Below are 22563 nucleotides of genomic sequence, written 5' to 3'. Positions count from 1 at the left end.
ACCGCTGCAGTTCATGATTAAATCACTAATCGCGAAGAGAGAAGAGGGATCAGATAGGAACAGTGGACAAGCGGACTGTCTGATCCCGCGCACTAAATATCAGGAAAGAGGCATTGTATTCGTTAGGCGGGTACAATCCTTTTTTGTATAAATACTGCCGAATACAAAAGCTGGAATCTGGCTGAAATCTGTAGTGTTCGACCGCCGTGGCACCACCATCATAATCACTATCGGAAATGAGGGAATTATTATGCTGCATGCACTTGTCGCTATCGAGTCTTATCGTAATGCAGGTCCGTTGCTGCCATTCAGCACACCATGGCTGAATTATCTGGTGTCTGCCGAGGAACGGATCGTCAATCTGGAACGGGTGAGTACGCTGCAGGAGCTGAATGAGGCGAATCCGGTGCTTGATTATGTAGAACGCACCCTGCGTATTTTGGATCAACTGCGGGTATCATTCTGGCTGCGGGATATTGTGGAAGAGACGTTGATGTGGTCGGAGACAGCCAAAGGAGGATCGGTACGCGACCGGATCAGCTGGCAGGAGCAGGGGATCAACCTGTTTGTACATAATGAAGGATCAGCGGAGCTGTACGAACGTGCTGCTCTGGAGCCGGAACATGACCGAACCCGGTTGGTTGCTGCGCTCATTCGCACTCATGGACTGCTGGGGCAGTATCTGCGCGGAGAAGTGCCTTTTCATGAAAACCATGTGTTAACGGAGATTGTAGCTGAAGGCATATTGTCACCGGAAGAAATGAAGAGCACGCTGATGGTACTGAATCGCTGTGTGATTGAGGCAGTGTCGACAGAGCTATGGCAGCGTGTACGCGATGAATTGGTACAGCTGATCCATGCCATTGTCTATGGAGAGCAGCCCGAGAATGTAACTGTGCAGGATCGTATTCTGCGTCTGCGTACCGGTAGTGCTGCCTATGGAGAGAATACACTGGAACAGCTGGAGAAGCTACGCCGGCAGATTGATCTGGATCAGGCGTTCGAACAGCTGGCTGGTCGTACTTTCTGGTATGTAGAAGCTGCACTCAAGGATTTTTCGATGGAGGAATTCAGCAAAATCTTCCTGCTGATCAGCAGTCAGACTGGAGAGCAGATACGTCATATCAGCTTTGAGCGCATGATGAATAGCATGTACTACGATTATAGAGGAACCAAAAAGATCAATCTGTACAAAAAGCGTATTATCGAGAAATATCTGGCCGACTGGGATTGGGACGATCTGCGTTCTGGCCGGCTCGATCTGTCCAGTCCGCATCTGAAATCTGAATTGGCGATGGAACCGAATATTGCCGATACCGTCTTTTTTAACTTTATCTTTTCCCCGGCTGCCGAGAAGCTGATCGAATTCTGCATGGAAGCCGAGAAATCGCCATTGTATGAGAAAGCCGTGCTGATGCTGTTCGATCTGTTCGATCTGCGCCGTGATGCATACGACCGTTTCCATAATGAGGATAGTTATCTGGAAACGATGAATCAGACGATCGATTATAAAAAGCTGCTGCTGCGCGATGTAGTCGGACAGACCGTGCTGGATATCGGACCGGGCGGCGGCATTATGCTCGATCTGCTGGAAGCGGAGATGCCGGAGGTGCGTGCAATTGGTATCGATATTTCCGAGAATGTCATTGAGTCGCTGAACCGCAAAAAGCAGCGGGAAGGACACCGCTGGGAAGTGATCAAGGGAGATGCACTTGCTTTGCAGGAATATGTAACACCAGGCAGTGTAGATACGATTCTGTTCTCCTCGATCCTGCATGAGTTGTACTCGTATGTTCCTTTTAATGGACGCAAGTTCAATCTGGAGACCGTAGCTGCTGCCCTGCACAGTGCTTTTGAAGTATTATCGACCGGAGGACGGATTATTATCCGGGATGGCATTATGACCGAACCGACTGTGCAGCAGCGCAAGATTACGTTCCTGGAAGAAGGAGGAATGGACGCGCTGGAACGGTATGCCGAAGATTTTGAAGGCAGGGAAATCCAGTATGAGAGAATTGGCGATCAGCAGGTGATTATGCCGGTAAATGATGCGATGGAATTTCTGTATACGTATACGTGGGGTGACGAGGCGTATGTCCATGAGGTGCAGGAGCAGTTTGGTTATATGACACCGCTGCAGTATCGGAAATTGATTCATGATACGCTGGGAGAAAAAGCGAATATTGTGCATATGGAAGCCTTTCTGCAGGAAGGATACACCGATGCACTTCGTCACCGGATACAGCTGCATGATGAGTGGGATGAAGAGGTCCGCCTGCCGGATAGTACCTGTATTATTGTGATTGAGAAGCTGTAGTTCTGTGATAATCTGATGTATGTAGTTAATATGTAATATGCCAAAAAAAGCGATCCGTGCCTGTAAAAAGGCGGATCGCTTTTTGGTATATATAGTGATGTATAGAGTTGTCGTGGATCAGATCCATCCAAGATTCGCGAATCGACTGCTTAATCCACGTATCATTATAGATTCAATCTCAACCGCGAGTATCTTCATCGTCAATGTCTTCTTCATGCTCGGGAAGCTGGTTATCCCGCGGCAGTTCATTTTCAATTACACGCTTCTGTACTTCATCCGTACCGGAATCAGGAAAGGAATCTTCACGGAACAGTCCAAATTTGGGATCCGTATCCCGTTCGGTAACCAGATTGTCCTCATTGGGGTTCTGCTTATGTTCAGTCATCCTTTATTCCTCCTTGAATTTAGCGGTCGCGACGTTCAAAGCGATCCGGATCATCTTCGCCGGTAGAACCGTTGCGCAGATCTGTACCATGTGCATCCTGATCATACGAAGAAGGTACCGATGGATCTTCCGGCGTCTCGCCGCCATTCAGCTCATCTGCATCCGGAATATCCGGCAGAGGTCCATCTTCGATCATGGAATCGTCCTGTGCATTATTCATAATACCCTGATCTACGGCATTGGTGCCGGTATCCAGCTGATCAGCATGGGTATCCAGATCAATCGTATGACGATGCAGATCGATATCATCCGAAGCCAGACGAGGTTCCAGATCCTGTACCGAATTGTCCTCGCGAATTACCGGCCGGATGCCTTCTTCATCGCGTACAGTCGGATTGATCAGATCCAGATCATCTGCGGGAATGGCTTGCAGTTCTTCTTCATCCCGTGCGGTTACCGGGTCTATCGTGCGATAACGATTATACTCCTGCGCAGCAGCATCTCTGTTATTATCAAATTCGTTACTCATTATATTCATCTCCTCGGTCGGTATGGACGTTTATTGCGGTGGTCCATTTATTGTAAAAGTCGATTGTGTAAAATGTCTTAATCGTTCTTACCCCAAATTGTGCGGGATGACATCTTTCTTGCTAAATTCAGCGGGAAGCGTGAGTAATTGAGATGATTGAACGATATGTGCTGATTGGAATGGAAAGCTGAAATTGTTGGTGGAGTTGGTGAGAAGGTTGGGTGGTAGACCGCTGCGGAAAGGGATTGTCCTGCTTGCCTCCGGTTAAGATCGGATATTTGGAATCACCGCTGATCGCGGTAAATATCCGATCTTAAATGTCGGCCTGCAGGACAATTCCCTTTCCTTCGCTCTGTGCAATCCATTCCAATAGTTGAAACCGGTCTAATTGGAACCCTGACCATCCATCTTCAAAGCCAGCATTTTGCCATTCTGAATAAGTGCTTTTTCAGAATTTCTAATTACTCTCTCCGTGTGTGTCCCTTTTCTTTTATGAAATGAATAGATATAAACTACTAAAAAGCACCAGCAGTAACATTTAGCACGGAGCGAAGGGAAGGGAATTATCCTGCAAACCGACCTTTAAGCACCGGATATGTACCGCGGCAGCGGTGATTCAGACATATCCGGTGCTTAATCGGAGGTCAGCAGGATAATCCCTTTCCGAAGCGCTTTATCATTTACCCAACCCTGTATCATTCCGGAAGCCTAACGCTATAGACTGCTTCGAAGCAATATGCCACTTCTCAAAGCAAAATACGCCCTTCAATGATTTGGACTTTCCGTCAAACAAGAGTAAAATGGTCGATAATTGAAAGGATGTGTCTGCCTGGATGGAGTTTCCATGGAAAAGAAATCTCATTGTATTATGGCTTGGCGTATTTTTTTGTAGTACGGCGTATTCGATTTCTATTCCGTTTTTGCCGATTTTTATGGAAACGGAACTTGGAGTGACCGATCATCTGGAGATCTGGTCAGGCGTTGCATTTGGCATTACGTTTCTGGCGAGTGCATTGATTTCGCCATTCTGGGGATCGCTGTCGGACAAGTACGGACGTAAGCCGATGCTGATCCGTTCGGGATTCAGTCTAGCGGTTCTGTATCTGGTCAGCTATTTTGTGACCGATCCGTATGTATTCCTCGTGGTTCGTCTCTGTCAAGGGCTGTTGGCAGGGTTTGTACCGGCGTCGATTGCACTTGTCGGAACAAATACTCCCGAGAATAAAACTGGGTATGCGCTTGGCGTTATGGCAACTTCGGGAGCGACAGGAACGATTATCGGCCCGCTGATCGGCGGGGTGGTCAGTTATTATTTTGGTAACCGTAATGCCTTTTTGTTCTCGGCGTTGATCGTGCTGATTGCTGCTTTGATTGCGACGATCTGGGCCAAGGAGCATAATTTTAACCGGTCTGCCCAGCGTTCTCATGTGCTGGATGATATTAAGCAGGCGGCGTCCAATCGATTGTTCATGTCATTGCTGCTGCTGACAGGGGTAGCCAACTTCTCGGTGATGATTCTGGAACCGCTGATTACCATCTATGTAAAAAGTATGGGTGTCTCTACGAGTAATGCATCACTCAGTGCTGGCATTGTGTTCTCGGCTGTCGGTATTGCGACTCTGATCATGGCACCACGCTGGGGTAAAATAGGCAGCCGGATCGGATTTGGCAAAGTGCTGCTGATCGGACTGCTGGGCAGTGGCGTTGGTAATATGCTGCAATTTTTCTTTACGGATATATGGGGATTTGGCGCGCTGCGGTTTGGCTACGGATTGTTCTTTGCGGCTGTACTGCCGTCGATCAATGCAATGATTGTCCGGGTAACACCGGCAGATTTCCGTGGACGGGCATTTGGACTGAATCAGTCGGCATCCCAGATTGCTACAATGGCAGGTCCTGTGATTGGTGGAGTACTCGGGTCGTGGCTGGACATCCGGTTTGTCTTTATTATCAATGGACTGTTGCTGCTCGTATGTGCCTTTATGGTAACACGGCGCAGCTGGGAGATACCTGCTGCACCTGCCGAACCAGTTGCCAAAATACGTACCGAACAGCCATAATGGAAGGTACATAAATAGTCTGTGCATGAATATGTACAAGGACAGTCTGCGAACATGTGCAGGCTGAGGCAATGGAGGCATACAAAAGATATGGCAAAGTCAAAATATTATGTAGTATGGGAAGGGCACCAGCCCGGAATCTATACATCATGGCCGGAGTGCCAAAAGCAGACGAGTGGCTACAAGGATGCCAAATACAAATCCTACGAATCCCGTGCGGAAGCAGATAAAGCTTACAGTGAAGGCTGGAAAAAACACTGGGGACAGGGTAAATCCGGCAGTACTGGCAGTTCTTCATCAAAAGGAAGTTCCCGAACAGCAAGCTACGGCAAACGGACGGCTGCATCGACGAGCATTCCGATGGATCAGATCGATTATGACAGCATCTCTGTTGATGTAGGTACACGCGGCAATCCCGGACCGGTTGAGTACAAGGGAGTAGATACACGTACCGGCCAGACTATTTTTAGCTGCGGACCTATCGCCAAAGGCACCAACAATATGGGCGAATTTCTCGCTATTGTGCATGCTCTTGCCTACTTGAAGCGCCAGGGCAGCAGTAAAACGGTCTATAGTGATTCCGAGAATGCCCTGAAATGGGTTCGGCAGAAAAAGGCAGCTTCTACTCTGGTACGTGATGCTTCCACAGCCGAGATCTGGGATCTGGTCGATCGTGCAGAGCAATGGCTGCGCACGAATACGTACAGCAATAAGCTGCTCAAATGGGAAACACGTAGCTGGGGCGAAATCAAAGCGGATTATGGACGGAAATAACCAGCATTCCAGGTTGGGCGACATCGGTACGAAAAGACAGTGCACAGGCTGAAAGGTACAACATGTGCAGCTCTTATGCATGCTGCCATCCTACTTTAATGAATCATTTATTCAAATAAGCCGGAAGCGATCAGGATATCCTGATCGCCTCCGGCTTTTATTGAATGGTTGTACACTGGTTATTTTTTTATGCGGCTTCTATGTTGTTTTTATTTATTTTCGTCCATGTCTTCTTCACGAGCAAGTGCAGCATCAGATTCGATATCTTCCGGGTCGGCTTGCGGATGCATACCGGCATCTTCTTCGTCTGCAATACTCTCATATTCTTTTGGATCCATCCGTTCCGGCTGAATCACGGCAAGTTCTGCATCTCTTGGGAGTTCTACCTCTGCATCTTCCCCTGCAGGCTGTGAATCTTCATCATCCATCAGTGAATTTCTTGTTTTCCAGAATACATCATCATAGTGTTTGTTGTCTGTCATTATTCATCATCTCCTTCGGAATAATGTTCCAGAGGAAATCGGTCCCCTTATCAGAGGTTACCCTTGTTGCTATTCTGCCAAACATGGGGTGCTTGAGGATACCTGATACACTGACAACAGAAAAGGCTGTTTTTGACGAGAAATGACAGGTGGTGACGCAATTTACTCTGGCATATTTTTCATGTGTAGAATGAATTTTACTGATTCCTCCGTAATTTATGTGTATGCAACATGTACAAACAAGTATAATAATAGTTATGAAATAGCGCTTTATAAGGTACAATAGGGAAATATACATATTTATCAAAATCAAGTTCGTTCTGCTAACAATGAAGTATATTGGTATCACCAGACAGTATATGAATAATGAGGTGCACTATGAAGTTTATGCCCAAAGCCTTAATTATATTCCTACTCTTCATTATCATGGCGATGCTGGCATTGTCTTTGTCTGCCAATGCAAGAGAAGACCAGAAGTTCCAGCGTATCGATTATTGGCAGGTCCGATGGCAAGCACAGAACAGCTTCACCTCCAAGCCGTGGAATGATGATCAGAACAGCTACTGGACATCCTCACAGCTGATGAAAGACGGCAAGCCGGTCAACAGTTCCTCTGCATGGATACGGATTCCTCTTCCGGAACTGAACTGGAACACTTCCGGTCTGCTGATCCGGGAGCTGCAGGGCAAGCATGTAATCGTCTATCTGGATGATAATAAAATCTATGAATCGCGCCGCGGCTACGCTTATGAGCAGAACCAGCTGCTCCTGCCGCTAACCCAGCAGGATTCCTATAAAATGATTTATATCTGGGTCGAATCCGCCCGGGAGAAAATCGGTCTGACCAACGGCATCCTGATCGGCGACTATCAGGATATTCTAACCACTTATGTCAGCTCCGATCTGGTAGATGTGGTTATTGGGTTCTCATTTATCTTTGTAGCCTTTATTATGGCTTTTTGTTCCGTATTCCTGAAAGGACGCTCCCGCAGGATGTGGGTCAGTCTTTGTATCGTCATTTTGGCTCTGGGTAGCGTTATAGTGACTTATTCCCCGTTTCTGTTTACTTTTTATCCCGATGGGGACAGACTATATGCACTTGGGTTTGATGTCAGTCTATTCGTGCTCGTACCTGCCTTTTATGAGTTTTTTGAAAGTGTATTCGGCAGAGGCTACCGGGATATGATCTACAAGCTGAAGCGGGTGCAGTATGTATATTCGGGATTCTGTGTACTGGCACTGATTGCCAACGTATTGACTCATGATCGTTATTTCAAAATTTACTATGTAATATCGGTACTGATCCTGGGATTGTTCATTCTGGCAGGATTGATTCTGTTTATGATTATTACGATCCGTTATGCACTGCAGAAGAACCGGGCAGCGATTATTTTCGCTTCCGGATTTACCACTTTTGCGCTGATTACGGCCAGCGAGCTGATCTGGTTCTATCTGGAAGATGGAGATTACAAGCTGTTCCTGTGGAAATGGGGCGTCATCTTCTTCGTTATTTCCCTGATCGCTATTATGGGCAGAGTGTTTGCAGAGAATCAGCGGCAGGTGCTCCAGTATTCTCAGCAGCTGGAATTGTTCAATAATGAACTACAGCGTTCCGAGAAAATGGATATGATCAGTGAATTGGCAGCTTCGGTAGCCCATGAAGTACGTAATCCGTTGCAGGTGACCCGTGGCTTCCTGCAGCTCACCCAGATGAATACGGATGACAAGGGCCGGGAGCATCTGAGGATGGCATTGGAGGAACTGGATCGCGCAGCCAATATCATTACGGATTTCCTTACCTTTGCCAAACCGCAATTTGAGAAGACAGAGACGCTTAACCTGTATGAAGAATTCCAGCATATCGAGAATATTATGCGGCCACTGGCCAGTCTGCAAGGAAGTGTACTGCAGATTCAGGTGCCGCAGCATCTGCAGATCCGGGGCAACTCTTCCAAGTTCAAACAGGCCTGCATCAATATCATCAAGAACAGTATTGAAGCGGTACACAAGGAAGGGTATGTGCGGGTATGGACAATCGAACACGAGAATCATATCGAGCTGCATATCAAGGATAACGGCTCGGGTATGACGGAGGAAGAACTGGCAAGACTTGGGGAACCTTACTTCTCCAATAAGACCAAAGGAACCGGACTTGGCCTGATGGTCACCTTCCGGATTATTGAAGCCATGGATGGCAGTCTGGAATTTTATAGTAAAAAAGGTGAAGGTACCGAAGCCATTCTGACTTTTCCACTCGCGACACGCAGCTGATGCGTGTCCTGACCGGAAAAGCAGAATGGCTTTTTCGTATGGAATCGTAATTATCCGCTTAAATATAGCAGAATATTGAAAGGGTATAGCAGAATAGTGTAATAAAAAGCATAAAGAAAACGCTTACAATAAAAGGGTAAACCATACCGATACCCAATAGCCCATTTTACACCTGACTCCCTGAGCCAGAGCACAAAGGAGGAATCATTCATTGGATACCGCAAAATCAATCCCTGCCGTGCGTGTAAAACGTTCCCGGCGCAAGCAGTTTCACAATAGCCGTGTGCTCTTGCTAATGTGTTGTCCGGCAGTCATTTTCTTCTGTATATTTGCTTATTTACCGATGCCCGGCCTGTATCTGGCATTTGTGAAATACAATTATACAAATGGCATTTTTGGCAGTCCATTTGTTGGATGGGATAACTTCAAATTCCTTATCATGACCGGGGATCTATGGAGACTCACTTTCAACACGATCGCCTATAATCTGGCTTTTATCCTGCTTGGCAATATCGCGCAGATTACCGTAGCGATTTTGCTGAATGAAATCCGCAAGAAATGGTTCAAAAAAGTATCGCAAACGCTGATGTTTCTGCCTTATTTTATATCGGCTGTACTGGTGGGTCTGCTCGCCTACAATATCCTCAGTTATGACTATGGTCTGCTGAACGGTGTACTCGGCGCGCTCGGCATGGACCCGGTCAAAGCTTACTCGGAGCCGCATCTGTGGCCATTTATCATTATCATTACCTATCTCTGGCAGACAACAGGCTATGGTTCAATCATTTACTTTGCCGCTATTATGGGACTGGATACGGAGATTGTGGAAGCCGCGGAGATTGATGGAGCGAATGCCTTCCAGCGGATTGTTCATATCGTTATTCCATGGCTCAAGCCTACATTCATTATTCTGCTGCTGTTCTCGCTCGGAGGTATTCTCAAAGGCAATTTTGGACTGTTTTTCAATCTCGTGGGTGCCAATAACACGGCATTGTACGCCAGCACGGATATTATCGAGACCTATGTATTCCGCTCGCTGATGACCAATTTCAACTTCTCGATGGGTAGTGCCGTCAGTCTGTATCAGTCCATATTCGGATTTGTTGTCGTACTGACTGCCAACTGGATCGTCAAAAAAGTTTCCCCGGAAAACTCATTATTCTAGGAGGTGCACAGCGATGGATATCAACAGCAAAATGGACCTGATTGGCAGTAATCCTCCGCGACCTGCACGTATCCGGCAGGATAAGAGTGAAATTATCGTACGCTGGGCCGGTTATATTTTTATCAGCCTGTTTGCCATTTCATGTCTGCTGCCATTTCTGCTTATTCTGGGCACGTCCTTTACGAGCGAGAGTGCAGTCAAGCAGCATGGATTCAATATTTGGCCGCATGAATTCAGTACCTTTGCCTATCAGATTGTATTCGAGAATCCCAAGCTGATTATCGGATCGTATCTGGTCACGATGGGCATTACCGTTGTCGGTACGATCGTTGGTCTGTTTATTGTGGCGATGACCGGATATGCACTGCAGCGACCGGATTTCTCGTACCGAAATCGTATTTCCTTTTTTATTTACTTTACGACTCTGTTCTCCGGCGGACTGGTACCGTTCTACCTGCTGATCACCCAGTACCTGGAACTCAAGGACAACTATCTGGCGGTGCTGCTGCCGGGACTGCTGACCCCATTTCTGATTATTATGATGAAAAGCTTTGTTCGCTCTATTCCACATGCGATTACCGAATCTGCCAAAATTGACGGAGCTGGTGACTTTACCATTTTCCTGCGGCTGATTCTGCCAATGTCTACACCGGCACTGGCAACGATCGGGCTGTTTATCGCCCTTGGATACTGGAATGAGTGGTACCATGCGATGTTATTCCTGTCGCCGGATATGGATTATCGTCCGCTGCAGCTGTTCCTCTACAATGTGGTCACCAGCGCCGACTTTATCCGTAATTCGGCGGCGTCCTCCAATGTGGCGATGAGTGATGTGCCACTGGAAACGATGAAGATGGCAACAGCAGTCGTCGCTACCGGACCGGTCATTTTATTCTATCCGTTCGTTCAGCGCTATTTTATCAAAGGGATTACCGTCGGCGCGGTCAAAGGCTGAATGTATCCGGGCAGTATGGTTTTAATTTTGCAATGATTCCAAAGGGGGCTAATGTATGTGGAAATTCCGTAAGCTGATCTCGGCACTGATGGTGGCTGTTATCGTTCTGTCACTTGCTGCCTGTGGCGGCAGCAAATCCGGTGCTGGTGATGATCAATCGCAGTTTGTTACGGTTACGTTTGTAGCGCTGGGCGACAAGCCCAAGAACGGGCAGTTTGAGAAAGTGATGGAAAAGGTCAATACGATCATGAAGCAGAAAATCAATGCTGAAGTGAAATGGAAGTGGGTAGAATGGGCAGATTGGCAGACCAAATACAATCTGCTGCTCGCTTCCGGTGAATCGGTGGATCTGATTACCATCGGTACAGACTGGCTGGATACCTGGTCCAATGCGCAGCGTGGCGCTTTTATGCCGCTGGACGATCTGCTGCCCAAGTATGCTCCGGTCACCTGGAAATCGATTCCTGCTGAGGATTGGAATCAAAGTAAATACAATGGCAAAATCGTACTGATTCCCGAGAACGATTATACTCAGTGGATTAATCATGGCTTCTTCTATCGTGGCGACTGGGCCAAACAGGCCGGTATCACCGAGCCGATCAAGGACTGGGATACGATCGGCAAGTACCTGCAATGGATCAAAGATAATAAACCTGGCGTAATTCCATGGGATGCGCAGTCCAGCACCAGTATTTTTGGAGGCTGGGTCCAGTCGCATACGCCATATCTGGAGCTGCCAATGTCGACAGGCTATCTGCCGGTGTTCAATACCAAATCCTATGATGACCGGTATACAGTAGTCAGCCCGATCTTCGAAGATACGTTCCTGGATTTTGCCACTACGATGAAAGATTGGGCGGATAAAGGCTACTGGCGCGAAGATGTACTGAACAACAAAAACGATACCCGTGTCGCCCTGCAGGCTGGTCAGACAGGTATGGATCAGCATCATACCCAGACTTTCTCCGGTCTGCGTGTGCAGATGGACAAAAAGCAGCCGGGTTCGGAACTGCAAATGTTCCCATTCTCCCGTCAAAGCGGCAATCTGCTGGAAATGCCGATCACTCATGGCGGTGTATCCCTGGGGGCCCACAGCAAAAATCCGGAGCGTGCGCTGATGGCCTATGATCTGATCCGTAATGACAAAGAGATCTACCAGCTGATCAATTATGGCATGGAAGGTGTACAATACGATATCAAGGACGGCAAGCGTACGCTGCCAGCCAACTATAACGAAACCAATGATGCATTCTACTCTGACTTCTGGGCAGGACGGATGGATGAACACGAGATTCCAAGCGACACTACCTGGGACAAGATTGATACGCTGTACAGCGAATATGACAAAATCAAAAAGCCGTATCCATACGGACAATTTGTTTTTGACAAAACGTCTGTCGAATCGGAACTCACTGCTATTTCGCAGGTTACAGCAGAGATGGGACCTGCAATCACTTATGGCAAAGCAGGAGATCCGGCACAGGCCGTGCAGGATTTCCGCGATAAGCTGAAAGTAGCCGGTTATGACAAAGTCATGGCGGAACTTCAGCGTCAGCTGGATGCCTACAAAACGCAGCTGGAGTCTGCAGGCACCAAATAAATATTTTTACGATCCCATTATTAATATTCTGTAGATTATTAAAAACCCCTGAACAAAAAGGCTGTCATAGCCTGCCATGTTCAGGGGTTTTTGGTATGAGTATCTCTTTGGATTAGGCGTGCAGCATGGAAGCAGCTGCGGCATGATTCGCCGATTCACGCAGCATAGGCCGGGTCTGTACGTGAACGACCTGATAGGGCTGCTCCGGATAGCGAATCCGTGACAGTAGCATCTCGGCGGCTTTGATACCCATATCACTGCTGTAAATATGCACGGTAGTCAGATGGGGCTCTACGATTTTTGACGCAGAAGCGTTATCAAATCCGGTTACGCCAATATCGTCCGGGATAGACAAACCGCTCGATTTGAGCGCTTTCATCAGACGGATTGCAATAAAATCATTGGCACATACAAAGGCATCCGGCAGTTCATCCAGCTGCTTTAGACGCTGTTCCATCCAATCATTCTCAAACAGGAAAAACCGGTCTTCGTCCAGGATAGAAAAGGAGGACGACATGGATAAACCTGCTTCCAGCAGCGCACGGTTGTAGCCCATCCATCGTTCGCCAAAGCTTTTACAATGTCGGTAATCGCCAACAAAGCCAATACGATCGTATCCATTATCCAGCAGGCTGCGGGTTAACTGGTAGACACTATGTTCATTTTCCATTAACAGAATATCCGCTTCAAAACTGGAAAAGTCGATATCGGACGCACAATCGACGAAGATCACCGGAATATTCAAATTATTCAGCAGCTCGCTGTATTCCCGGTCAAACAGCTCGATACATACGATTCCATCCACCGCCGATACATCAAAATTATTGGGCAGCCGCAGGGCATCACGCTCGTCTTCCCGGACAATATGGATAGACAGATTATAGCCTTCCGCGCTGACCCGTTTCTCCAGACCGCTGATCACAGGAGAGCCAAAGTGCGAACTATCCGGCATATTGGTGGTGAGCAGGGCAATATTACCGGTTTTACGAGGAAGCAGTCCGTCACTTTCCATATAGGCAAATTGCTTGTATTTTAGCTCAATAGCTTTGCGGATGACTTTACTGCGTGTCTCATCCGGGATGCCTTCATTTCCATTCAGCGCTTTGGAAGCCGTATTGCGGGAAATACCCAGTGCATCGGCAATATGCTGAATGGTTACTTTTTCCTTGGTCATGGATTAAATCCACCTTTGTACTGTCAAATTTGCTGTTCTGTCAGCAGAACAGGGAATATCCCTCTTACATTACTACATATCTATCTAAAATATAAAGGAGATTACTTTTAAAAGCAATCTCTTATGTGCAAATGGAATGTTATAAATGTGCATATGCATACCATATAATTATAAAAATCACCACTTTTGTTTACATTTATTATTGACATATGAACAACGGATCGTATAAATTGTAAAGGAACAAGCTTACAAATGAAAATGTAAGCACTTACTTTCAGTCTTTAATACAAACTGTTGTAGGGGAAACAAGGGGCAAGGGAATAGCGAAATGGAGGGACAATCATGGAAAGTTCAGCAAAATCCGGCAGACCAGGCGCTCATCCTGTACATACAGAGAAGCAGTCGGTCAGCAGAACACGCTGGGAGCATATCCGCAAAAACAGCTTTTTGTATATTCTGCTGGCACCGGCGCTGTTTCTGACACTGCTGTTCAAGTATGTACCGATGTATGGGGCAGTCATCGCCTTCAAGGATTTCAGTCCGATTCGGGGAATCATGCACAGTGACTGGGTAGGACTCAAGCATTTTGAGAAATTCCTGACCTCGCCCAATTTTGAAGTGATTTTTATGAATACGCTCAAGCTGAGTGCGTTTGGCCTGATATGCGGGTTTCCGATTCCGATCCTGCTGGCACTGATGCTGAATCAGGTTCGCCGCAAAGGAATCAAGAAAAATATCCAGCTGTTTCTGTATGCTCCCAATTTTGTATCAGTCATTGTTATTGCCGGGATGCTGTTTATTTTCCTGTCTCCTACCGGACCGATCAATCAGATCGTTAGCTGGATCAGCAGTCAGCCTTTGATGTTTATGACCGATCCCGAATACTTCCGCTGGGTATATATCTTGTCGGATATCTGGGCTACAGCCGGGTGGGCATCCATTATCTATGTAGCGGCACTGGCCAATGTAGATCCCGAGCTGCATAATGCAGCCAGTCTGGATGGAGCGAGTCTGCTGAGGAGAATCTGGCATATCGATCTGCCGACGATCAAGCCGATTATGGCTATCGTGTTCATTCTGGCAGCAGGTGGCATTATGTCGATTGGTTTTGAAAAGGCTTACCTGTTACAGACATCGATGAATTTGCCTGCTTCAGAGATTATCGCGACTTATGTCTACAAGATTGGTCTGCAATCAGGAGATTATGCATATTCGGCAGCCGTTGGACTATTTAACTCGCTGATCAATGTGATTCTGCTGCTGGGTGTGAACTTCATTGTGAAGAAGCTCAATGATAACGAGGGATTGTACTAGATCACAGGATTTGTACAGAAAGGAAGGAAGACCATGGTTGTCAAAAACTCTCCGTTTGACCGTTTGCTGCTCATACTGAACGGGCTGTTTCTCGGGCTGGGCGTACTGATCGTTGTCATTCCGTTTGGCTATATTATCGCAGCTTCGTTTATGGACCCAACCGTGCTGCTGAATCGCGGATTTTCGTTTCAACCTGCTGATTGGAGTCTGGAAGGCTATCGCAAAATCCTGGGCAATGAAGCAATGATTCGCGGGTTTTTTAATTCGGTATTGTATGCGACAGGATTTGCTGTGGTGACAGTATTGGTGTCTATCTGCGCTGGTTATGCGATGGCCGAAGATTCGCTGGTTGGCCGCAAATGGTTTATGACTTTGTTTGTGATTACGCTGTTTTTTGGTGGCGGACTGATTCCGACGTATTTGCTGGTACGGCAGCTTGATCTGCTGAATACCCCATGGGCGCTTATTATTCCGGGAGCAGTGAATGTATGGAATATTATTCTGGCCCGTACTTTTTTTAAAGGCATCTCCAAAGAACTCAAAGAAGCAGCCAATGTGGATGGAGCTTCGGAATGGACCATTTTCACCCGTATCGTGATTCCGCTGTCCAAGCCGATTATGTTTGTGCTTGCCCTCTATGCGTTTGTAGGGCAATGGAATTCCTACTTTGATGCGATGATCTATCTGGATGATCCCAATCTGTTCCCGCTGCAGCTTGTTCTGCGCTCTATTCTGATCCAGAACCAGGCAGCACCAGGCATGATTGGCGATCAGCAGGCTATGGCCGAACTGAAACGGCTGTCCGAGATGATCAAGTATTCTTCAATTGTGATCTCCAGTCTGCCGCTGATCGTAATGTATCCGTTCTTCCAGAAATATTTCGAAAAAGGCGTTATGGTCGGCTCACTCAAATAAACCCAGACTGAAATATAAGATTCGGGAGGCAATATTATGCGCAACACAAACGGTAATTCCAAAGTACGCAAAGCGGCTGTCGCATCGGCTTTATCCATTATTCTACTGGCAGCCACAGGCTGCGGGGATGGAGGCAATGAACCGCAAAAAACAGCAGATGGCAAACCGATTCTGCATATTATGACTTCCAGTTCGCCACTGGCACCTGTCGATCCCAACGACAAGCTGGTCCTGCAGCGACTGGAACAGAAAACCGGCGTTCATGTGGAATGGAAAAGCTATACCAGTGATGTTTTCGCAGAAAAGCGTAATCTGGCTGTCGCCAGTGGCGAGCTGCCCGATGCCATCTTCGCAGCAGAGTACAGTGACTATGATCTGCTCAAGCTGGCCAAGGATGGAGCAATTGTTCCGCTGGAAGATATGATCGACCAGTATATGCCCAATTTCAAAAAAGTGCTGACCGAACGGCCGGAATACCGCACGATGATTACCGCGCCGGATGGACATATTTATTCCTTTCCATGGATCGAGGAGCTTGGTACGGACAAAGAACGTATTCAATCGGTCGATGATATGCCCTGGATCAATGTGAAATGGCTCAAAAAGCTGGGACTGTCGATGCCTACCACTACCGATGAGTTAAAGCAGGTATTGACTGCTTTTAAGACACAGGACCCGAACGGCAATGGACAGGCTGACGAGGTTCCGCTGTCCTTTATCGACAAGCCGGGTGGAGAGAACCTGACGTTTCTGTTCGCTTCCTTTGGATTGGGCGAGAATCCCGATCATACGGTCGTAACCGATGATGGCAAGGTCGTATTTACCGGCAATCAGGAAGGGTACCGGGAAGCCGTTAATTATGTGCATGATCTATACAGCAGCGGATTGATAGATATCGAATCGTTCCAGCAGGACTGGAACACCTATCTTGCCAAAGGCAAAGATCAGCGCTATGGATTGTACTTCACCTGGGACAAAGCCAATATTACCGGTATGAATAATGATTATGAACTGATGCCACCGCTAGCGGGTCCAGATGGCGAAGTGAACGTAACCCGCAATAATGCCATGGGCTTTTTCCGGGGCAGTATGGTCGTCACCAGCAGCAACCAGCAGCTGGAACAGACAGCCAAATGGGTGGATCAGATGTATGACCCGCTGCAGTCGGTGCAGAATAACTGGGGAACGTACGGTGATCCGAACCAGCAGAATATTTTTGAATATGATGAATCAAAAAAGATGCTGAAGCATCTGCCGCTTGAAGGTTCAGCGCCAGTAGAAGTGCGTCAGAAGACCAGCATCGGCGGACCGCTGGCAGTGTTGAGCGATTATTTTGGCAAATATACGACGATGCCCGATGATGCCAAATGGCGTATGGATCTGATGAAAAAAGTACTGGTACCGCATATGAAGGCCAAGCACACTTATCCAAATGTATTTTTCAGTATTGAGGAACTGGATCGTCTCTCCACGATCGAAGCCGATCTGTTCCCTTATATGCTGCGCAAGCGGACAGAATGGTATCAGAATGGACAGGCTGATCAGGAATGGGCTGCCTATCTGCAGGAGCTGGATCGTCTCGGTCTGCAAGAGTGGCTGAAGATCAGACAGGATGGGTACGACCGCAGTAAACAGCAGAGCGCTGAACATACAACAGGAGGCTGATACAATGTCACTTCAACTACAACCGGATTACCGGGGAGTCTATCATTTCTCCCCGTCTCGCAGCTGGATGAATGATCCCAATGGAATGGTCTATCTGGACGGGGAATATCATTTGTTTTTTCAGCATCATCCGCATGGCGATACCTGGGGACCGATGCACTGGGGACATGCCATCACCCGTGATCTGGTGCACTGGGAAGAACTCCCGATTGCACTGGAACCGGATGAGCAGGGTACGATTTTCTCGGGCAGCGCAGTCGTGGACTGGCAGAATACGACCGGATTTTTCCCCGAGGAACCGGGGCTGGTCGCGATCTTTACCCATCATGATGAACAGCCGGATCATCCGGTACGTCAGAGCCAGAGTCTGGCATACAGTCATGACCGCGGCAGAACCTGGCACAAGTATCAGGGCAATCCGGTACTGACATGTGATTATCGTCCCGATTTTCGCGACCCCAAAGTATTCTGGCACGAATCCTCCGGACGCTGGACCATGGTGCTCGCCTGCGGACAAAGCATAGCATTATATCATTCGCCGGATCTGAAGAACTGGACCGAAAGCAGTATATTTGGCGAAGGCATAGGCTGTCATGATGGAGTATGGGAATGTCCGGATCTGTTCGAACTGCCGATTAACAATGCCCCCGAGCTCAGCCGCTGGGTGATGCTCGTCAGCATTGGCGATAATGGCCAAGGAGCAGAAGGCTCGCGTACCCAGTATTTTACCGGGCATTTTGATGGAGCGATATTCCTGCCGGACGAAGCATCACGGCAAGTACGCTGGCTGGACCATGGACGCGATAATTATGCTGGAGTGAGCTGGTCGGATATTCCGCAGCAGGATGGTCGCAGACTATACATCGGCTGGATGAGCAACTGGCGGTATGCCAATCATACGCCTACCGGCAGCTGGAGAGGGGCAATGACAATCGTCCGTGAACTACAACTGGAGATGACCCCCACCGGCGTACAACTGCTGCAGTGTCCTGTTGATGAAATGGAATCTATACGCAGACCTGTTCTCCTGTTGGAACATGCGCCACTGGTTCAGGTTCAACAGGCGATAAAGGAGCTGCGGCTGGAGAGCTATGAACTGATTGTTCGAATGGACAAAGAGGTCTCCTTTGAACTTCAAGTGCGCGCCGGGACGGCGAGCTGCACACGCATTGGAGTGAATGCCGGTTCGGCGCAGCTGTATATCGACCGTACAGAATCAGGACAAAGCGATTTTCATAACGATTTTGCCAATCATCATACTGCACCACTGCAGACGATTCAGGAAGAGAGGGAACTGCGTATTCTGGTGGATGCTGCTTCGGTGGAGGTGTTTGCCGATCAGGGGCGGACGGTGATGACCGATCTTGTTTTCCCGGAGCCGAATGCTGACCGGATCAGATTGACTGCTATGGAGCAGGACATAGTAGTATGTCGTGTGGAGATATATGATCTATCCGGTTCTGTATCGTAATCCATTCATCGGGAGGAATGAAGATGCCATCCAGATTATCCAAATTAGCAGTTACCACACTGGTGATATTGTTGGCGGATATCTATATACCTGCTCGTGGCACAGCAGCAGCCCAGCCATCTATCCGCACTTTACCCGCAGGTCAGGAGGACAAGATGAATCCATCATCCGGCAAGGATAATGAAGAGACTACAGCAGACGATACAACGATTGTGTGGAACAGTAACCTGACGGGCGAGCATACACATGGTACAGCTGTCTGGGCGCTGGACGAACGTGGTATGCGAGGGAGCGCCAATGGTAATGCAGCCGGCATACGCACCTATACTGCTCCTGCCGAAGCAGAGAACATGGTGATAATGACAGATCTAATGCCGATAGATGAACAGATGCAGGCCGGTTTGTTTTTCCGTGGCACAGCGGATGGGCGGCAGGGATACATTGCTCTCTTGGTACGCGAAGATCAACGGGTCAAGGTCAGATTGCAGCAGGCTGATGGTACGGTTATCGCGACGTCTGCACAGGATTATTACAGTGAAAATGGAACAAGGCATCGACTGGAGATTCATCTGGAGGGTGAACGTATCCGCTTATTTCTGGATGGCTATGCAGATCCGGCGATAGAAGCCGACGGAATTGCCCGCCCAGGAACAGCATCGGGAATAGCTGTACTGCAGGGCTCGGCTTCTTTTCAGGATACGTATGTACTGACTGCCGAGCAGTTCTATGGTGAAAAGTATCGGCCAGCCTATCATTACTCTGCTCTACGCGGCTGGGCGAGCGATCCGAACGGAATGATTTATTACAAAGGAGAATATCATCTGTTCCATCAGGATGGTGGACGATGGGCACATGCAGTCAGCGAAGATCTGCTGCACTGGAAAAACCTCCCCTTTGCACTGGAATGGAACAAATGGGGACATGTCTGGTCGGGATCGGCGATTGCTGATGATCGTAATGTATCCGGTCTGTTTGACGAGTCGCCGGAAAAGGGTGGATTGATTGCTTATTATACTTCCTACACGCCTGAGCGTCCCAATGGCAATCAGAAAATCGGGATTGCCTACAGCATGGATCGCGGTCGAACATGGCATTATCCCGAAGAGCATTCCATCGTAATCCAGAATCCCGGACAGACCGCCGATAATCCAGGCAGCTGGGATTTCCGTGATCCCAAGATCGTACGGGATGAAGAGCGGAATCGCTGGGTTATGGTCGTATCGGGAGGTGATCATGTACGACTGTTCACTTCAACCAATCTGCTGGACTGGACACTGACCGATAATTTTGGATATGGCGATTATATTCGCGGCGGAGTATGGGAGTGCCCCGATCTATTCAAACTGCCGGTACAAGGAACAAATCAGAGCAAATGGGTACTGATGATCAGCACCGGCGCCCATCCGAATACCGGAGGCTCGAATGCCGAATATTTCGTCGGACAGCTGAGCGACGAAGGCCGTTTTGTCAACGATAATCCGCCGGGATTGGTACTCCAGACCGATTGGGGCAAAGAGTTCTATGCTTCCATGACGTTTGCAGGGCTCTCTGATCGGCGCATTGCGATGGCATGGATGACCAATTGGGATTATGCATTTGATCTTCCGACCCAAGACTGGAAAGGGATATTGAGTGCTCCAAGAGAGTTGTCGCTTGTATCCACCACATCGGGTGTTCGACTCGTACAGGCTCCGGTACAGGAGCTGAATACACTACGTACTCCACTGCGCAGTGTCCGCGCTGTCAAGGTAGATCATTCTTCTGCCAATATACTCAAAGGTCTATCTGCCGGCAGTTATGAGATTGAAGCCGAGCTGGAATTGCCTGCACAGCAGCCCGCAACCCATTTGGGTTTCCAGCTGCGAACCAATCGTAGCGGCAGTCAGTTTACTGATGTAGGTTATCAGGTGGATACCGGTCAATTGTATATCGATCGTACTGCTTCAGGGATAACGGATTTCTCCGACAAGTTCAGTACCCAGCAGACTGCCGATGTACAGCCGGAGAACCGGCGGATCCGGCTGCGAATTCTGGTGGATGAGTCTACGGTCGAGATTTTCGCAAATGGCGGCCAGCGTGTATTCTCGAGTGTGATTTTCCCGGATCAGGGAAGTCAGGGCATGTCTTTTTATGTAAATGGCGGCCAGGTCAATCTGGTCTCGATGGACGTGTACCAGCTGAACAGCGTGTGGAAATAATCACTACTTTACGGTTTACAGGTTCAATCTTATCTATCTGCTCAGGAAGACTGACAGGATTGTTTCTCATAAAAGCTGCTACGGTACAGGGAAGGACTGATACCAAAATGGCGGGTAAATTTGCAGGTGAAATAGGTCTGCGAATTAAATCCCACTTCATAGGCAATCTCGCCGATATAACGGGTAGTAAAACAAAGCAGATGTTTGGCCTGCTCCAGTCTTAGCCGCAGTACCGTATCCATAATAGTCTCGCCGGTCTGTTCCTTGTACAAGTGGGACAGATGTGATGGAGACAGACATACATGCTGAGCCAGATGTTCAATACGAATATCGTTTGTATAGTGGAGATACAGGTATTGAAGGACTTCATCAATGCGCGGATCAGCAGGATAAGTATCCGGACGTGCACCGGCAGCGAGCAGCAGCAGCAGTTCACTTAGCAAATGATAGGAAAGTTTGCGGTAATATGTATTATGCGATGAAGCTGCATATTCCCGCATACGCTCCAGAATATACGCGATTTGCTGGCATAAGGAACAGTCTTCCAGCCACAGTGGTTGTTCCGGTAGTCCGGTCTGCAGCTTATGCAGCAGCAGTGTCCACTGGGAATGGGCAGTAAATTGACAACAAACCTCTGTCAGCGGAAGCAGATGTAAATATAATGCGATTTTGCCGGGAGGGAGCAGGTAGATCCGGGCTGTTGGACCATCCAGGGTTTCTTTATTCTCGGCTGCATACAGCAGGGTCCATTTATGCGGATGCAGACTGGAATAGGCAGGGAAGCTGAGATCAATATCATGTTCAATCATGAATTCAGTATTCATCAAAGGCCTCCTTTTCATCAGGTAAATACGTGAAGTGATCTAATACGATAATAATGTAAGCGCTTTATTAATAGAATAATCAAACTGTCTATCGCCGACAAGGGAGAAAAGACGCAGTAGCATATAAAAAAAGCGCAATCCTGCTTTGCAGAGGATTGCGCTTTTTTTGGTATTTCCATTTGGATCGTTAATAAAACCGCTGTCTGAGCCAGTTACCAGGCAGCTTTGACGTTTATCCGGGCAGATGCAACCATTTCGGAAGGCTTGGGCGGAATGACCAGATAAATCTCCTCGGCAGTTTCCTGAATCGTCTTCAGCTGTACGTTCTCCGGAAGCGTAATTCCCATTACATCGTACAATGCCTTTTTGGGATCGCTTTTGAGCAATTCCATAAAGTTTGGATCTTCCCATGCTTTTTGAATGACCTGCGAGTGTAAAAGGGCTTGGCTGGACATGACCATCAA

The 22563-nt window shown here is 47.9% G+C and carries 18 protein-coding genes; 12 read left to right on the top strand and 6 right to left on the bottom strand.

From position 1 onward, the window contains the following. The first annotated feature begins 250 nt into the window (after positions 1-250). Positions 251-2317, top strand: coding sequence for a class I SAM-dependent methyltransferase (locus WH46_RS03235; RefSeq protein WP_046225657.1), 2067 nt, complete (start codon positions 251-253; stop codon positions 2315-2317). Between the two features lie 178 nt (positions 2318-2495). On the opposite strand, the gene WH46_RS03230 is transcribed toward WH46_RS03235, so the two are convergent. Both WH46_RS03230 and WH46_RS03225 read right to left on the bottom strand, forming a co-directional pair. After that, a complete protein-coding gene (locus tag WH46_RS03230; protein ID WP_017811534.1) occupies positions 2496-2702 on the bottom strand; it encodes a hypothetical protein in 207 nt (68 codons plus the stop codon). A gap of 19 nt (positions 2703-2721) precedes the next feature. After that, the gene (locus WH46_RS03225; protein ID WP_046225656.1) at positions 2722-3231 is read right to left on the bottom strand and encodes a hypothetical protein; all 510 of its coding nucleotides are present in this window, start codon (positions 3229-3231) and stop codon (positions 2722-2724) included. Positions 3232-4064: 833 nt separating this feature from the next. Here WH46_RS03225 and WH46_RS03220 point away from each other — a divergent pair. Next, positions 4065-5291 (top strand): MFS transporter, encoded by a 1227-nt coding sequence (locus tag WH46_RS03220; protein WP_046225655.1) that lies wholly within the window; start codon positions 4065-4067, stop codon positions 5289-5291. Positions 5292-5381: 90 nt separating this feature from the next. Further along, positions 5382-6065: a ribonuclease H gene (gene rnhA / locus WH46_RS03215; protein ID WP_046225654.1), complete on the top strand. Its 684-nt coding sequence runs from the start codon at positions 5382-5384 to the stop codon at positions 6063-6065. A gap of 209 nt (positions 6066-6274) precedes the next feature. Here rnhA and WH46_RS03210 read toward each other — a convergent pair whose 3' ends face one another. Beyond that, the gene (locus WH46_RS03210; protein ID WP_017811530.1) at positions 6275-6547 is read right to left on the bottom strand and encodes a hypothetical protein; all 273 of its coding nucleotides are present in this window, start codon (positions 6545-6547) and stop codon (positions 6275-6277) included. Positions 6548-6934: 387 nt separating this feature from the next. On the opposite strand from WH46_RS03210, the gene WH46_RS03205 reads away from it, so the two are divergent. From WH46_RS03205 to WH46_RS03190, 4 genes are all read left to right on the top strand, one after another. After that, entirely contained in the window at positions 6935-8818 is a 1884-nt protein-coding gene (locus WH46_RS03205; protein ID WP_231584266.1) for a sensor histidine kinase, read from the top strand. Between the two features lie 295 nt (positions 8819-9113). Next, complete coding sequence (locus tag WH46_RS03200) at positions 9114-9983, top strand: ABC transporter permease (RefSeq protein WP_231584276.1); 870 nt, start codon at positions 9114-9116, stop codon at positions 9981-9983. 13 nt (positions 9984-9996) lie between these two features. Then, entirely contained in the window at positions 9997-10938 is a 942-nt protein-coding gene (locus tag WH46_RS03195) for a carbohydrate ABC transporter permease (protein ID WP_017811527.1), read from the top strand. Positions 10939-10993: 55 nt separating this feature from the next. Then, positions 10994-12538, top strand: coding sequence for an ABC transporter substrate-binding protein (locus WH46_RS03190; RefSeq protein ID WP_046225651.1), 1545 nt, complete (start codon positions 10994-10996; stop codon positions 12536-12538). A 112-nt stretch (positions 12539-12650) separates the two neighbouring features. On the opposite strand, the gene WH46_RS03185 is transcribed toward WH46_RS03190, so the two are convergent. After that, the gene (locus WH46_RS03185; RefSeq protein WP_046225650.1) at positions 12651-13712 is read right to left on the bottom strand and encodes a LacI family DNA-binding transcriptional regulator; all 1062 of its coding nucleotides are present in this window, start codon (positions 13710-13712) and stop codon (positions 12651-12653) included. Between the two features lie 342 nt (positions 13713-14054). On the opposite strand from WH46_RS03185, the gene WH46_RS03180 reads away from it, so the two are divergent. Genes WH46_RS03180 through WH46_RS03160 form a run of 5 tightly spaced genes read left to right on the top strand, consistent with a single transcriptional unit; the run spans position 14055 to position 21275 of the window. After that, on the top strand, positions 14055-15026 hold the full coding sequence (locus WH46_RS03180; RefSeq protein ID WP_046225649.1) for an ABC transporter permease: 972 nt from the start codon (positions 14055-14057) through the stop codon (positions 15024-15026). Between the two features lie 33 nt (positions 15027-15059). After that, on the top strand, positions 15060-15941 hold the full coding sequence (locus WH46_RS03175; RefSeq protein WP_017811523.1) for a carbohydrate ABC transporter permease: 882 nt from the start codon (positions 15060-15062) through the stop codon (positions 15939-15941). 36 nt (positions 15942-15977) lie between these two features. Beyond that, positions 15978-17606 (top strand): extracellular solute-binding protein, encoded by a 1629-nt coding sequence (locus tag WH46_RS03170; RefSeq protein ID WP_046225648.1) that lies wholly within the window; start codon positions 15978-15980, stop codon positions 17604-17606. Positions 17607-17610: 4 nt separating this feature from the next. Beyond that, complete coding sequence (locus WH46_RS03165; protein ID WP_046225647.1) at positions 17611-19077, top strand: glycoside hydrolase family 32 protein; 1467 nt, start codon at positions 17611-17613, stop codon at positions 19075-19077. A gap of 23 nt (positions 19078-19100) precedes the next feature. Next, the gene (locus tag WH46_RS03160) at positions 19101-21275 is read left to right on the top strand and encodes a glycoside hydrolase family 32 protein (protein ID WP_052714092.1); all 2175 of its coding nucleotides are present in this window, start codon (positions 19101-19103) and stop codon (positions 21273-21275) included. A 41-nt stretch (positions 21276-21316) separates the two neighbouring features. Here WH46_RS03160 and WH46_RS23235 read toward each other — a convergent pair whose 3' ends face one another. Continuing rightward, on the bottom strand, positions 21317-22099 hold the full coding sequence (locus WH46_RS23235; RefSeq protein WP_052714091.1) for a helix-turn-helix domain-containing protein: 783 nt from the start codon (positions 22097-22099) through the stop codon (positions 21317-21319). Between the two features lie 212 nt (positions 22100-22311). Beyond that, complete coding sequence (locus WH46_RS03150) at positions 22312-22554, bottom strand: NHLP leader peptide family RiPP precursor (RefSeq protein WP_017811518.1); 243 nt, start codon at positions 22552-22554, stop codon at positions 22312-22314. Positions 22555-22563: the final 9 nt, after the last annotated feature.

Origin of the sequence: Paenibacillus dauci, assembly GCF_000971985.1 — a bacterium.
GTDB lineage: Bacteria > Bacillota > Bacilli > Paenibacillales > Paenibacillaceae > Saccharibacillus > Saccharibacillus dauci.
This window is presented reverse-complemented; position numbering and strand designations above follow the sequence as displayed.

Bases quoted from the DNA above. Each gene is read 5' to 3' on its own strand.
- WH46_RS03165 (WP_046225647.1), top strand. From the start codon at position 17,611: ATGTCACTTCAACTACAACCGGATTACCGGGGAGTCTATCATTTCTCC.
- WH46_RS03195 (WP_017811527.1), top strand. From the start codon at position 9,997: ATGGATATCAACAGCAAAATGGACCTGATTGGCAGTAATCCTCCGCGA.
- WH46_RS03230 (WP_017811534.1), bottom strand. From the start codon at position 2,702: ATGACTGAACATAAGCAGAACCCCAATGAGGACAATCTGGTTACCGAA.
- WH46_RS03235 (WP_046225657.1), top strand. From the start codon at position 251: ATGCTGCATGCACTTGTCGCTATCGAGTCTTATCGTAATGCAGGTCCG.
- WH46_RS23235 (WP_052714091.1), bottom strand. From the start codon at position 22,099: ATGAATACTGAATTCATGATTGAACATGATATTGATCTCAGCTTCCCT.
- WH46_RS03180 (WP_046225649.1), top strand. From the start codon at position 14,055: ATGGAAAGTTCAGCAAAATCCGGCAGACCAGGCGCTCATCCTGTACAT.
- WH46_RS03205 (WP_231584266.1), top strand. From the start codon at position 6,935: ATGCCCAAAGCCTTAATTATATTCCTACTCTTCATTATCATGGCGATG.
- WH46_RS03160 (WP_052714092.1), top strand. From the start codon at position 19,101: ATGCCATCCAGATTATCCAAATTAGCAGTTACCACACTGGTGATATTG.
- WH46_RS03150 (WP_017811518.1), bottom strand. From the start codon at position 22,554: ATGTCCAGCCAAGCCCTTTTACACTCGCAGGTCATTCAAAAAGCATGG.
- WH46_RS03185 (WP_046225650.1), bottom strand. From the start codon at position 13,712: ATGACCAAGGAAAAAGTAACCATTCAGCATATTGCCGATGCACTGGGT.
- rnhA (WP_046225654.1), top strand. From the start codon at position 5,382: ATGGCAAAGTCAAAATATTATGTAGTATGGGAAGGGCACCAGCCCGGA.
- WH46_RS03190 (WP_046225651.1), top strand. From the start codon at position 10,994: ATGTGGAAATTCCGTAAGCTGATCTCGGCACTGATGGTGGCTGTTATC.
- WH46_RS03210 (WP_017811530.1), bottom strand. From the start codon at position 6,547: ATGACAGACAACAAACACTATGATGATGTATTCTGGAAAACAAGAAAT.
- WH46_RS03220 (WP_046225655.1), top strand. From the start codon at position 4,065: ATGGAGTTTCCATGGAAAAGAAATCTCATTGTATTATGGCTTGGCGTA.
- WH46_RS03170 (WP_046225648.1), top strand. From the start codon at position 15,978: ATGCGCAACACAAACGGTAATTCCAAAGTACGCAAAGCGGCTGTCGCA.
- WH46_RS03225 (WP_046225656.1), bottom strand. From the start codon at position 3,231: ATGAGTAACGAATTTGATAATAACAGAGATGCTGCTGCGCAGGAGTAT.
- WH46_RS03175 (WP_017811523.1), top strand. From the start codon at position 15,060: ATGGTTGTCAAAAACTCTCCGTTTGACCGTTTGCTGCTCATACTGAAC.
- WH46_RS03200 (WP_231584276.1), top strand. From the start codon at position 9,114: ATGTGTTGTCCGGCAGTCATTTTCTTCTGTATATTTGCTTATTTACCG.